At 35.5% G+C, this 12,599-nt stretch carries 13 protein-coding genes and 1 pseudogene; 5 read left to right on the top strand and 9 right to left on the bottom strand.

What is annotated here, in order from left to right:
* Positions 1-270: 270 nt before the first annotated feature.
* Together D1606_RS03065 and D1606_RS03060 are read right to left on the bottom strand one after the other, a co-directional pair.
* Positions 271-924 carry a response regulator transcription factor gene (locus tag D1606_RS03065; protein WP_119414540.1) on the bottom strand — a complete coding sequence of 218 codons (654 nt, stop codon included), beginning with the start codon at positions 922-924 and terminating at the stop codon, positions 271-273.
* A gap of 12 nt (positions 925-936) precedes the next feature.
* Positions 937-2,052 carry a GAF domain-containing sensor histidine kinase gene (locus tag D1606_RS03060; RefSeq protein ID WP_119414539.1) on the bottom strand — a complete coding sequence of 372 codons (1,116 nt, stop codon included), beginning with the start codon at positions 2,050-2,052 and terminating at the stop codon, positions 937-939.
* 388 nt (positions 2,053-2,440) lie between these two features.
* Between D1606_RS03060 and D1606_RS19280 the strand changes: the two are divergent.
* The 3 genes and pseudogenes from D1606_RS19280 to D1606_RS03040 form a co-directional block, all read left to right on the top strand.
* Positions 2,441-2,695 (top strand): annotated as a pseudogene (locus D1606_RS19280) (cupin); the annotation flags it as partial.
* Positions 2,696-2,815: 120 nt separating this feature from the next.
* On the top strand, positions 2,816-3,241 hold the full coding sequence (locus D1606_RS03045) for a disulfide oxidoreductase (protein ID WP_119414537.1): 426 nt from the start codon (positions 2,816-2,818) through the stop codon (positions 3,239-3,241).
* Positions 3,241-3,768, top strand: a complete 528-nt coding sequence (locus D1606_RS03040; RefSeq protein WP_119414536.1) for a thioredoxin family protein — start codon at positions 3,241-3,243, stop codon at positions 3,766-3,768. The genes D1606_RS03045 and D1606_RS03040 overlap by 1 nt, the downstream gene beginning before the upstream one ends.
* 72 nt (positions 3,769-3,840) lie before the next feature.
* Here the strand turns inward: D1606_RS03040 and D1606_RS03035 are convergent, their stop codons facing one another.
* Positions 3,841-4,668, bottom strand: coding sequence for an aldo/keto reductase (locus D1606_RS03035; RefSeq protein ID WP_119414535.1), 828 nt, complete (start codon positions 4,666-4,668; stop codon positions 3,841-3,843).
* 153 nt (positions 4,669-4,821) lie between these two features.
* Between D1606_RS03035 and D1606_RS03030 the strand changes: the two genes are divergently transcribed.
* The gene (locus D1606_RS03030; protein ID WP_119414534.1) at positions 4,822-6,123 is read left to right on the top strand and encodes an NCS2 family permease; all 1,302 of its coding nucleotides are present in this window, start codon (positions 4,822-4,824) and stop codon (positions 6,121-6,123) included.
* A gap of 94 nt (positions 6,124-6,217) precedes the next feature.
* Here the strand turns inward: D1606_RS03030 and D1606_RS18660 are convergent, their stop codons facing one another.
* The 3 genes from D1606_RS18660 to queG all read right to left on the bottom strand — a co-directional run bounded on the left by D1606_RS18660 (position 6,218) and on the right by queG (position 8,438).
* Positions 6,218-6,379: a hypothetical protein gene (locus tag D1606_RS18660; protein ID WP_158582308.1), complete on the bottom strand. Its 162-nt coding sequence runs from the start codon at positions 6,377-6,379 to the stop codon at positions 6,218-6,220.
* A 342-nt stretch (positions 6,380-6,721) separates the two neighbouring features.
* Positions 6,722-7,195, bottom strand: a complete 474-nt coding sequence (gene trmL, locus D1606_RS03025; protein WP_119414533.1) for a tRNA (uridine(34)/cytosine(34)/5-carboxymethylaminomethyluridine(34)-2'-O)-methyltransferase TrmL — start codon at positions 7,193-7,195, stop codon at positions 6,722-6,724.
* A 106-nt stretch (positions 7,196-7,301) separates the two neighbouring features.
* Positions 7,302-8,438, bottom strand: a complete 1,137-nt coding sequence (queG, locus tag D1606_RS03020) for a tRNA epoxyqueuosine(34) reductase QueG (RefSeq protein WP_119414532.1) — start codon at positions 8,436-8,438, stop codon at positions 7,302-7,304.
* 59 nt (positions 8,439-8,497) lie between these two features.
* Between queG and D1606_RS03015 the strand changes: the two genes are divergently transcribed.
* Positions 8,498-9,190, top strand: a complete 693-nt coding sequence (locus tag D1606_RS03015) for a B3/B4 domain-containing protein (RefSeq protein WP_119414531.1) — start codon at positions 8,498-8,500, stop codon at positions 9,188-9,190.
* A gap of 361 nt (positions 9,191-9,551) precedes the next feature.
* On the opposite strand, the gene D1606_RS03010 is transcribed toward D1606_RS03015, so the two are convergent.
* The 3 genes from D1606_RS03010 to D1606_RS03000 are packed head-to-tail and all read right to left on the bottom strand — an operon-like array spanning position 9,552 to position 12,595.
* Positions 9,552-10,559, bottom strand: a complete 1,008-nt coding sequence (locus D1606_RS03010; protein ID WP_119414530.1) for an ABC transporter ATP-binding protein — start codon at positions 10,557-10,559, stop codon at positions 9,552-9,554.
* A gap of 5 nt (positions 10,560-10,564) precedes the next feature.
* Positions 10,565-11,497, bottom strand: coding sequence for a C40 family peptidase (locus tag D1606_RS03005; RefSeq protein WP_119414529.1), 933 nt, complete (start codon positions 11,495-11,497; stop codon positions 10,565-10,567).
* Positions 11,498-12,595, bottom strand: a complete 1,098-nt coding sequence (locus D1606_RS03000) for a dipeptide epimerase (protein WP_119414528.1) — start codon at positions 12,593-12,595, stop codon at positions 11,498-11,500.
* Between the last annotated feature and the right edge of the window lie 4 nt (positions 12,596-12,599).

Raw genomic sequence — 12,599 nt, 5'->3', positions numbered from 1 at the left:
TTTAAACGAATTAAACTTGACAAATTATAATATTTATGATATATTTAAATATTATACACCTTTACGGATTTTATATAATACCATATAAAAGTGGATATTGTCTATAGAGAGATTGAATATTGAATTTTACTCATTTATATAAATAAAATAAAAAATCGCCTCTCTACACTAAGAGATGGCGATTTTTTATATTAAGAATATCTGATCAAATAACAACGTAGAGCCCCCGCATAATATTTTTTCTACATGCGACCTAACAGCGTAATTATCTTAATAATCTTCTCCACTGCCTTCTGTTAAACCATGTTTGACAGCATAGAGTGCAGCCTGTGTTCGATCTTGTACTTCTAACTTAGCGAAGATATTCGAAATATGTGTTTTCACTGTTTTTTCAGTAACAAAAAGTGATGCCGCAATTTCTTTGTTACTTTTTCCTTTTGTCAATTCTGCTAGTACATCCTGTTCTCTTTTTGTTAGTGGATGTTTGACATGTGGAAGATCTTCCATTATCTCACGATTTCGTATAAGTTGTGTTGTTGCTTGTGGATGCATAATATTTTCTCCAGCCATAATTCGGCGAATTGCTAAAACAAGCTCATCAGGTTCGATATCCTTTAATTGATAACCTGCTGCTCCTGCTTCAATTGCAGGTACAACATGGTCACGATCAGAAAAACTTGTTAACATCAAAATTTGTATTTCTGGATATTTTGCTTTAATGCGTTTTGTTGCTTGAATACCATCCATTTCAGGCATGACTAAGTCCATTAATACAATATCAGGATGTAGCTCTTTAGTTAGTTCGACTGCCTCTTTGCCATTACAAGCTTCTCCTACTACTTCGATATCTTTTTGAGTTTTAAGGAAGAACAACAATCCCCTTCTTACCACATGGTGATCATCAGCTATTAAAACGTTAATCATACTTATCCCCCTTTAATAAGGTAAACGGATTAAGATTTCTGTTCCTTTGCCCAAATTACTTACCCAATCAACCGAGCCACCTAAAGCTTTTGTGCGGTCACGCATACTTTGTAACCCGATTGAAGGTAGTTGGACGAGTGAGTCAACTTGGAATCCTCTACCTTCATCTTTTATAACAAGTAATACATCTGTTTGTGTAATCGTGATGAAAATTTGTGCTTCTTTAACACCTGCATGTTTTCTTACATTGTTAAGCGCTTCCTGCGTTAGTCTGAAAAGTGTCTCTTCAATACGAGAAGGTAGTTGGAGTACGCCAGATACTTTTACTTTCAGCTGTAAACCGAGCATTTCGGCGTATCCTTTTATCGCTTCGATTAAACCACTTTCTAAACCTTTTGGACGAAGTTGCCAGATTAAAGCACGCATCTCTGTAAGTGCCTCTTGTGTTAAATTTTGAATTTCTTTAAAAGTTTCTTTTGTCTCTGTTTTCTCTGCCATTTCAATACCTGCTCGTGAAGTTAACGTGACAGAGAAGAGTAATTGATTGACCGAATCATGTAAATCTCTCGCAAGTCGGTTACGTTCCTGTACAAGTGCCATTTCTTGCTCTTGTTTTGTTAGAAGTATCCTCTTGATTGCAGAACCCATTTGGAAAGCGACCGATTCAAGCAAGGCTAATTCATCGTCAGTAAAACGTACTGTATTCGGTGAAGCTACATTTAGTAATCCAAATCGTTCTTGTCCAGATTGTAAAGGTACCGTCGCATGATGAGTAATACCTGCACAATCACCAACACAAGCAGTAGTAGCATTCTCAATACGTTGGCACTCAATAATATTAGAAGCTTTCATCAATTCTTGATTGCGATATTTTGATATGCACCAACAACCGCCTTTTGCGAGGAAATGGCAGTTTCGATCCTCCAATGCAAGTGGTAAATTCTCATGTGCAATTAGCTCGTGTCTACCTCGTTTATTGACAAAGAAAATCCAACCTGTTTCAAAATTAGTACCCTTCAAAAACTTTCGTAGTGCACCTTGTAGCATCGGTTGCATTTCTGTTCCTTCATTTAACATTTCTGCAATTTCTTTTAATAAACTAATATTTGAATGATCTGTAGAATTCATCAATTGCCTCCAATCTTGGATGCCCAATTCTCTTCTTTACTTAATCATACCACTGACCTATCTTTCTTGGCATGATTAGCCTCTCGGTAATTAGACTGATATTTGTTTACGGAAAAATAAGCCTTTAATATGTCAAATTGAAATTTAAAAGAGGATTTGTCTAATATCTTCTTTAATATAAGAAATAAGATAGATCACATAGCTATAGTGTTACCAAACCTGTTCAAAGTGAGATATACAGATAAAAGGAGGAGTAATATATGAAGTTTTATAAGATGAACGCAGAGAACGCAAAGCGAGTGACACAATATAATTCTAATTTTCTTATGAACTCTTTTATGCATTTAAATTGTGAGCTAAGAATTTCAGTTATGACTTTAAAGGAAATGGTAAAATTGGGTTTCATCAAACAACAACACCTCAATTACTCTATTTACTTGAAGGCGAAGGCGTCGTTTGCAATGAAGATAAAAAATATTATTCCGTCCAAAAAGGTATAGCCGTATTCTGGGATCATGGAGAATGGCATGAAACTAAGTCTAATCAAGGATTGGTTGCGCTTATAATAGAAGGATTTAACATTAGTGAAGATAGTATATTATTGGATACTTTATCGAGTGAAGCTTTACACTGTAGTGATTAAGAACTTTTTTATGAAATAATATTAGTGGAAAATAAATCCTCATTCGAGTACTAATGTTTTACATCTACTATTATTATTATTATAATCGGAAAAGAATATACTAAGATTAGGAGATTTCATATGTCAAAAAAGTTGGAGTATAGCTTACTTTTTATGTGGGTTGTATCACTAATCGCAACAATGGGCTCTCTTTTTTTCTCAGAAGTCCAAAATTTTGAACCTTGTAAATTATGTTGGTTTCAACGCATTCTAATGTACCCACTTGTCATTGTACTAGCTGTGGCATATGTTCAGAAAAACGCCCGGATTGCAGTTACAAGTGCTATTTTCTCTTGTTTAGGTGTATGTATTGCATTGTATCATTATGGTATTCAAAAATTACCTGCACTACAAGAATCAGCTGTTTCATGTGGACGAGTACCTTGTACATCAGATTATATTAACTGGTTTGGATTTATCACTATTCCATTCCTTTCACTTATAGCCTTTATCTTGATAGCTGGTACAAGCTTCTATATGTTAAAAGCACTTAAGGAGGAACATTAATGGCAAATTCTAAAAAAAATAATGCCCAGAAGAACGACAATAAGTTAACGGTTATTTTAATCATTGGTTTCATCGTGATAGCCGCATTTGCTACACTTTATTTCTTAAATAATAGTTCCAACAAAGAGAAGACTTCCGGTTCTAGTAACCTTTACGGTAAAACAGATTTAGCACAGTCTACGATTGATATTTTAGATGATAAAAACTATCAAAATATTATTTTACCTGAAGACTTAGAAAAGAAAATCTCTAGTGGCGACGAAGAAATGGTCTATTTCTTCAAATCCGACTGTCCACATTGTAAGAGAATCACTCCAATCTTAATGCCTCTAGCAAAAGATATGGGTGTTCATATCGACCAATATAATCTACTTGAATTTGAACAAGGTTGGGATCAATATAATATTAAAGGAACACCAACGCTTGTTTACTATAAAGATGGTAAAGAACAAGCACGTGTTGTTGGAGAACAAAAAGAGGACATTTTTAAACAATTCTTTGAAGCAACGATTTTGAAGGATAGATAATCCTATTAAAAACTCTAGAACAAATGAAAAACAACGCCTCAGATTTCTCATGAGGCGTTGTTTTTTTGTGTACTAAAAAGAAAAATGATCTGGATGTGAACCGAAACGTTCGTTACGATTTAGTGCATCGATTGCCGCCATATCTTCTGCAGTAAGTTCAAAATCAAATACATTTGCGTTTTCTTCGATACGACTTGGAGTTACTGATTTTGGTATGACTATATGGTCACTTTGTAAATGCCATCGAATGATGGTTTGAGCAACTGATTTACCATATTTTTGACCAATTGCAGCAATAGTTTCATCTTGTAAAACACGACCTCTACCTAGAGGAGACCAAGCAGTAATGACAATATCATTTTTTTGACAGAACTCGCGTAATTCGACTTGAGAAAGGTAAGGATGTAATTCGACTTGGTTTACCATTGGTTTTACATTTGCCGTTGCAAAGAGCTTTTCAAGATGATGGATTTGGTGATTTGATACACCTGTTGCTTGAAGTAACTTCTCATCATATAATCTTTCAATTGCACGATACGTTTCTGTAAATTTATCAGGAACTGCCCAATGTGTTAAATATAAATCTAAATAGTCGGTATTAAGAGCCGTTAATGTTTTTTCAAACGCTCTTAAAGTTTCGTCATAACCTTGATCGGTATTCCAAACTTTTGAAGTGATAAAAATTTCTTCTCTACGTTTTCCAGATGCACGAAGCGCTTCTCCAACTTGTTGTTCATTTTTATAAAATGCTGCTGTATCAATTGCAATATAACCAGTGTCCAACGCCTTTCTAATCGAATTGAACGCTTCTTCTGGTTGATCCATCTTATAAACACCTAATCCAAAACGTGGAATTTCTATACCGTTATGTAATTTTTTTGTTGAAGTTATTGAATACATGTTATTTCCTCCTTTTGGGTATTCTTATTATACAAATATTATCAAAGTATTTCGAGAATAATGAATTTTTCTGAACGGTTGCAATTTATTTCATAAACGAATATTATATTAAATGTTGTTAAAAACGTTCGTGTTTAGAAAGAAGGTATTTTGTTGTTTCATTTAAAAGAAAATAATACTGATATAAAAACAGAAATAATTGCTGGGATCACAACATTCCTTACAATGGTCTATATTATTGTCGTCAATCCAGTAATTTTATCTGAAGCTGGAGTGCCTGTTGACCAAGTATTTATGGCTACTATTATTTCAGCAGTTGTAGGAACTTTATGGATGGCACTTTGTGCTAATTATCCAATAGCAATTGCACCTGGTATGGGCTTAAATGCATATTTTACTTATTCAGTTGTGTTAGCTTCAAATGGAAAAATAGATTATATGACTGCCTTTGCATCAGTTTTTGTAGCAGGTATTATATTTATTATCCTATCTTTAACTCCTCTTCGTGCGAAACTAATTACAGCAATTCCTGAAAATTTAAAACGTGCAATTACTGCAGGTATTGGTTTATTTATCGCTTTTCTTGGTTTGCGTATGAGTAATGTAATTGTTGCAGACGAAAGTAGTAATCTTGTTAAACTTGGTGATTTATCTTCTCCTGGGGTTATGTTAACTTTGTTTGGATTGATCATTACAGTTGTGTTAATGGTGAGAAATGTAAGAGGTGCCTTGTTTATCGGGATGATTACAACCGGTATTATCGCTGCATTTACAGGACAATTGAAAATTGAAAAGGTATTAGCAATTCCACATTTACCTAAAGGCATTTTAATCTGGAACCCAGTAGATGCATTTGGAGATGTCATCCATTATGGTTTATATGGTGTAGTATTCTCCTTCATCTTAGTCACTTTGTTCGATACAACTGGGACACTCGTTGGTATTATGAAGCAAGCTGGTTTGATGAAAGGAAATGAGTTACCACGCGCTCGTAAAGCTCTTTTAGCAGATTCACTTGGTACTACAATTGGGGCTATGTTTGGTACAAGCCCAAACTCAGCATTTGTTGAATCATCTTCTGGCGTTGCTGCTGGTGGTCGAACTGGTTTAACTACTCTAACAGTTGCTATTCTTTTTATCGTTTCTTCATTCTTTGGTCCTTTAGTTGGTGCTGTTTCTGGCGTTGCTGCTATTACTTCACCAACATTAGTTATTGTAGGTACATTGATGATTGCATCTGTCAAAGATATCGATTGGAGTAAATTTGATGAAGCATTCCCTGCATTCTTAATCATTTTAATCATGCCTTTGACATCAAGTATTTCAACAGGTATAGCCTTTGGTTTTATCGCTTATCCTATTTTAAAAATAGTCAAAGGTGATGCAAAAAAGGTTCACCCATTGTTATATTTCTTTGCTATTTTATTTGCTATTCAGCTTATTTTCTTAAGATAATTAAAATACCTTATTCTTTATATTTAAAAAGCAATTGGAACAGAGATTTTTCTCCTCCAATTGCTTTTTTAACTTTTTCCACTAATATTATTTTTTATTTATTATTATCATCAAATTGTTCAGGGTCTTGCTCTCTACCTACTTCTTCTAGTTCCGTTTCACTTCTGCGTTTTTCCATTTGCCATCCAAGATTTTCAACATCGTCAAATGAAATGGCCATTGATCCATTTTCTTTTGCTTTTTTATCTCTTGACATGATTAACACTCCTTTTAATAGGTTATTCTTATTCTGTACAGTAATACAGATGTTATGAATTGAAAAATCATGATTAGATAATGACCAATTTCCGCCATATTTTAGTTTGGAAATTACATTTCATTTTTGGTGAAATTGGGCTATACTTGTAAGAGAACTTTTACTTTTTCATTTATTATGAGGAGGGTACTTCCATGAAATTATTATTAATACTTGGAGTTATTCTATCTTTCTTAACTGCAATCTTCACTGCTGGTTATGAAGACAAACCGTATTCTGAAAAATAATCATTTATATAAAAAGAGGACAGCCTTTTATGGTTGCCCTCTTTTTATATATTTGTTAGTGCATGCCTCTAAACCCTTGTTGACGTAAGGCTTCAAAAATTACAATAGCTGCAGTATTAGATAGATTCAAAGAACGAACATTATCACTTTGTGGAATTCGTAAGCATTGTTCTTGATGCTCTTGAATGATCTCTTTTGGAATGCCTGTCGTTTCTTTTCCAAACATGAAATATATTTCTTCTTCTGTGTTACTATAGTCGAAATCTGAATATGCTTTTGTTCCAAATGTTTCAATATAGTAGATAGTACCTTCTGCATTTTTTTCGTAAAATTCTTCTATAGAATCGTAATAAGTAATATTAACTTTTGGCCAATAATCTAAGCCTGCTCTTTTTAACATTTTATCGTCTGTTGAAAATCCTAATGGACGAATTAGATGTAAATGTGTATTTGTTCCTGCGCAAGTTCTGGCAATATTACCTGTATTTGCAGGGATTTCTGGTTGATATAATACGATGTGTAAAGACACTTCGAGACACTTCCTTTATTTTTCTAATAACAATTATAAAGCGAAACTTCAATACATGTGAAGTTTACGTACAGGACGTGATGCTAATCCCTACTATTGTTAGTTTTTATTGGCCGCTAATAAACGCTAACCCTTTTTGTATTTCTAATTGAACTTCCTCGTCTTTTTCTCGGATGAGACCTTCTCGTAACACTTCTTCTACCTCTTTACCACCGATTTTACCAATGGCCCATGCAGCTGTTCCTCGTATAACAGGGCGCTCATCTTTTTGAAAAACTTCGATCAAAGTAGGTAAAGCAGAGACTTCTTTAAAATGCGCCAATGCGATTATAGCATTTCGTTGAATGGGTTTCTTGCCTCTCCAAGAGCCAGATATATGTCCATAGGTTTCTTTAAAATCACGGTTTGAAATGGCTAATAGAGGTTCAAGTAATGGTTTTGCCACTTCAGGATCGGGCTTAAATGCCTCATGTATCCAGTTACTCTTCCCTTTATTTTTTGGACAAACAGTTTGGCACGTGTCGCAGCCATAAATACGATTACCTATTTTAGCACGGTATTCGTCTGGCAAAAATCCTTTTGTCTGAGTTAAATAAGCAACACATTTTTGTGAATTTAGTTGTCCTCCCTGAACAAGCGCACCTGTTGGACAAACATCTAAGCATAATCTGCATTCTCCACACTGATCTTCCATCGGCTCGTCTGATTCAAATGGTAAATCTGTAATCATCTCACCCAAGTATACGTAAGAACCATATTCAGGTGTAATGACGGCGCAATTCTTTCCACTCCAGCCAATACCGGCTCTTTCTGCTACTGCACGGTCTGATAATTCTCCAGTATCGACCATTGAACGTATCTTACATTCAGGTACTTTTTCTTGAAGAAATGCCTCCAATAACGCAAGCTTCTCACGCAAAACAGTATGATAATCGATGCCCCAAGAAGCACGACAAAATATTCCACGTCTTGCACCTTTTTTTCCTTGAGGTGCATTTTGCATCTTTGATGGATAAGCAATCGCAATCGCTATTATACTTGCCGCATTCTCCAGTAAAAGTTTAGGTTCTGTTCGTTTCTCTATATCTGATTCTTCAAAACCAGATTGATAACCCAATTCTTGTTGACGACGAAGGTGATTCTTTAATTCCATAAATGGTGATGCAGAAGTAAAACCAATTTTATCGACGCCTATGCTTTGTGCATAGGCGATGAACTCTTGTTTTAGCTCAGTCATATTCATTTGGTTTCACTCCTCTTTCTATGATAAACTGGAAAAAATATATGATTAGGTGATGTATAGTGACTAAAATAACATTGGACTCATCATTAACAAATCTAGTACCGGCATTTAAAATCGGCATTATTCATTATACCAAAATTGTAGTAGCAGAATCTCCTCAAATGATTAAAGGGAGAACACAATTGTATCAAGAAAACCTTTTTCTAGAATTACAAGAACAAGCTGTTACAGAAAGACCTGGTATTAAAGAATGGCGTTCAACATGGAAAGCTTTAGGTGGTGATCAAAATCGTTATCGTCATTCAGCAGAAAGCTTAATGAGAAGAATTGCCAAACAAAACTATTTAACCCCTTTCCAATCTGCAGTAGATTTGAATAATTTCTTTTCTCTTCAATATGAAATTCCTATTGGGATTTACGATGAAAATTTAATAGATGGAGATATTGTGATTGCGCTCGGCAATGAGGAGACCGGATATGAGGGTTTGAACGGTCGTTTTAATTCATTAAAAAATATAGCCCATTCAAAAGATTCAAAAGGACCTTTCGGTAGTCCATTCGTTGACTCTAAGCGGACAGCTGTTACAGAAAATACAACTGATGCCATTCAACTATTCTATTTACGTCCATCTTTTTCAGATGAGGAAAGTATAGAATTATTAAATGCTGCTGGCAAAATGTTCTCTCAAATTCACGGTGGTGACTACACAATTGCTCTAATAACAAAAGAACATAGAGAAGTCGAAATATAGCTTCGAGTAGGAGGCTTATTATTAGTTGTAAGCCGACCTTGTCATACCAACGTAAATACAACTCAATATATATCAGTTAGAAACAAAAAATCCACCTCTTATCTCAAGAGGTGGATTTTGAATTTAAGAAAGTTAGATAAATTAAAAATAATAATGAAAAAGAATTGGTACCAATAATACAAGAATGCAGCCGACAATAGGCACGGTTAAAACTTTAATTAAACCTTTCTTTACCTCCCTTTCCAAAGGAGCACCTCCATAAATATTTCTTGCTTCTTTCGCTGCAATTTAGTATTTATAAAAGTGTAGGTCTTGTTGTCTACTACGCCTCAAAGTTTTACTTTTAGAACCTATTTTGCATCTATACAGTAGTTGATGAAGCTTCTTTTTCAGCTCTCATAACCTCATCATCATATAGATGACAAGCCACGAAATGCCCTTGTTCTTTTTCTTGCCAACGAGGTTCCATATGCTTGCAAACTTCTTTAGCCATCGGGCAACGTGTATGGAATACACATCCTGAAAGTGGATTGATAGGACTAGGCAATTCACCTTTTAATATAATCCGCTCCCTTTGTTCTTCTATATCTGGGTCTGGAATAGGAATTGCCGATAATAATGCTTGCGTATAGGGATGAAGCGGTTTGTGATATAACTGTTCAGAACTTGTGAGCTCTACCATTTGGCCCAAATACATAACCCCAATACGACTCGAAATATATTTGACCATTGATAAATCATGCGCGATAAACAAGTAAGTTAGTTCTTTTTCCTTCTGCAAACGTTGTAATAGCTTTACAACAGATGCTTGGACAGATACATCTAACGCTGAAATAGGTTCATCTGCTATGATAAATTCAGGATTCAAGGCTAAAGCTCTAGCAATCCCAATACGCTGCCGTTGACCGCCCGAAAATTCGTGTGGATAGCGATTAGCATGTTCTCTATTTAGACCCACGTCTTCTAATAATTCATAGACTCGTTCACGTAAAGCTTTTTTCTCTTGATATAATCCGTGAACTTCCATCGGTTCCGCAATAATCTCAAATACTGTCGAACGTGGATTTAAAGAAGCATAAGGGTCTTGAAATATCATTTGCATATTTTTTAGCATTTGATCTTTATCTTTTCCTACTTGTGCATGTACATCTCTTCCTTCGAATAGAACTTTTCCATCCGTGCGATTATAGAGACCCATAATAGTACGTCCTGCCGTCGATTTACCGCATCCAGATTCGCCTACAAGACCGAATGTTTCCCCTTTATAAATATCAAAGCTAATACCGTTGACCGCTTTTAATGTATTTCCTTTTCCTAGTTCGAAATATTTTTTTAAATTTTCAACAGATAGTAATACTTCACCCTTCATGATGCTCACCCCAATTTTGCTTGATATCGACTAACTCCACAAAGTTCCTCTTCAAATTTGGTACCTGCTAGCGTAATAATTTCTACCGTTTTTCCAGTTTGCGGAGAATGTATCATCTTCCCATCTCCTAAGTAAAGCCCTACATGGCGAACGGGCGCTTTCCCAAAGTCATCTGCAAAAAACAGTAAATCTCCAACTTGCCATTCTTCCTGGTTTTCTTTATCAACTGCTTGACCTGCTTCTTTTTGCTCTCCCGCATCACGTGGAATAATAATGCCACATGCTTTCAACATGTTATATGTAAAACCAGAGCAATCGTATCCATAAGATGACATTCCCGCCCATAGGTAAGGCAAATCTAAGAATGCTGTTCCTTTCGCAACCGCTTGATCCATAGTTGTTGGATTTCCTGTAGTACTACTTGTTGTAATTTCCACACCAATTTTAGATAAAAGCGCTTTTCCATTTGGCGTATCAACATGATAGAACTTTGAACATTCATCTTGTAAAGGCAAGATTGTATTGAATGGTAGAACTATTAACGGCTTTTCATCTTCACTCCATAATTGAACTTTATCAGCGGTAACTATTACATAGTTTTTAAATTTGTTTGTACCGCCTTCTTTTAACTGAGCTACTGGAACCCACCCCGGATAACCTCTGCTATCTTTTTTAGATGGCTGATGAATTGCCACAATTTTAGCCCAACCATCAACTATTTCATCGACAATTACTTCTTCCCCAAAGAGCAATTGTGTTTGAATACGATTGGCATTACACAAATCTACTCGTTCCTTGTATGGCAATGCCTCAAGCCATTTCACAAGATGCACTGGATTTTCAACACCTGGTGCATCGATATCTCTTACAGAAGATACGGAAGTCCAGACTGTTGCCACTGGTACTGCACAACGCCAAATATTACTTGAAGCTGCCATTTAAATTCCCCCTTTGCACAAGTTATTCACCCGTTTAATGCCTAAACCAGGCGTAGGATCAAATGTTATTTTTGAATCTTTATATTGTATACCGCCATCTAGTAAATCCTCTTTTAACATTAGCGGTGCATCAAAATCATAATAGATAATATTCGACTGACTTGCAGCAAAATGAGCAGCGGCTCCAACGCCTAATTTTGTCTCAATCATACTACCAGTCATACATTTCATATCATGACTAGCAGCTAGAGTTGCAATCTTCAATGCGTGATAGATTCCTCCAGCTTTCATTAACTTTATATTGATCAAGTCTGCAGCTCTCATCTCAATAACTCGCTTAGCGTCATAAACACTAAAGACACTTTCGTCCGCCATAATAGGGATTAAAGTATGATCTGTTACATACTTTAATCCTTCCAAATCATGCGCTAATACTGGTTGTTCGATAAATTCAATATTTAATTGTTCCTGTTCCATTTGCTTAATAGCTTGCACTGCCTCTTTTGGCGTCCATCCTTGGTTAGCATCTAAACGAAGTTTGATGTTAGATCCAACTGCTTCACGAATTGCTTTAATCCGTTTTATATCATCTGAAATTTCGCCGATTCCCACTTTGACTTTTAAAATTTGAAAACCATCATTTACATAATTTACTGCATCGTTCGCCATTTCAGATGGTTCATTCACACTAACGGTATAATCCGTTGTTAACTCTGATTTCGCACCACCTAGATATTGATATAATGGCAGTCCAGCATATTGTGCCAATAAATCATATAAAGCCATGTCGACAGCAGCTTTTGCACTTGAATTACGTACCATTGAACGATGAAGCTCTTGGAAAAGCTGTTCATGATAGTGTAAATCTCTTCCTATCAATAAAGGTTTCATCACTTCTTCAATCGCAAATCGAATACTTGCTAAAGATTCTCCAGTAATCACATGAGTTGGTGGCGCTTCGCCAAATCCTTCTCTTCCATCCTGCGTTTGAATACGAACATAAATTGCATCTGCTACAGTAACAGTTCGTAGTGCAGTTTTAAACGCCTTTTTTAACGGTACTGCCACTTGAAATGTCTCAATTGAACGAATGATCATTATT

This window comes from Rummeliibacillus sp. POC4, assembly GCF_003576525.1.
Taxonomy (GTDB): domain Bacteria; phylum Bacillota; class Bacilli; order Bacillales_A; family Planococcaceae; genus Rummeliibacillus.
Note: the sequence above shows the minus strand (reverse complement) of the source record. Positions and strands in the feature narration are given on the sequence as shown.

Bases quoted from the DNA above. Each gene is read 5' to 3' on its own strand.
- D1606_RS03065 (WP_119414540.1), bottom strand. From the start codon at position 924: ATGATTAACGTTTTAATAGCTGATGATCACCATGTGGTAAGAAGGGGA.
- D1606_RS03000 (WP_119414528.1), bottom strand. From the start codon at position 12,595: ATGATCATTCGTTCAATTGAGACATTTCAAGTGGCAGTACCGTTAAAA.
- queG (WP_119414532.1), bottom strand. From the start codon at position 8,438: ATGAATATGACTGAGCTAAAACAAGAGTTCATCGCCTATGCACAAAGC.
- D1606_RS03060 (WP_119414539.1), bottom strand. From the start codon at position 2,052: ATGAATTCTACAGATCATTCAAATATTAGTTTATTAAAAGAAATTGCA.
- D1606_RS03040 (WP_119414536.1), top strand. From the start codon at position 3,241: ATGGCAAATTCTAAAAAAAATAATGCCCAGAAGAACGACAATAAGTTA.
- D1606_RS03045 (WP_119414537.1), top strand. From the start codon at position 2,816: ATGTCAAAAAAGTTGGAGTATAGCTTACTTTTTATGTGGGTTGTATCA.
- D1606_RS03010 (WP_119414530.1), bottom strand. From the start codon at position 10,559: ATGAAGGGTGAAGTATTACTATCTGTTGAAAATTTAAAAAAATATTTC.
- D1606_RS03005 (WP_119414529.1), bottom strand. From the start codon at position 11,497: ATGGCAGCTTCAAGTAATATTTGGCGTTGTGCAGTACCAGTGGCAACA.
- D1606_RS03035 (WP_119414535.1), bottom strand. From the start codon at position 4,668: ATGTATTCAATAACTTCAACAAAAAAATTACATAACGGTATAGAAATT.
- D1606_RS18660 (WP_158582308.1), bottom strand. From the start codon at position 6,379: ATGTCAAGAGATAAAAAAGCAAAAGAAAATGGATCAATGGCCATTTCA.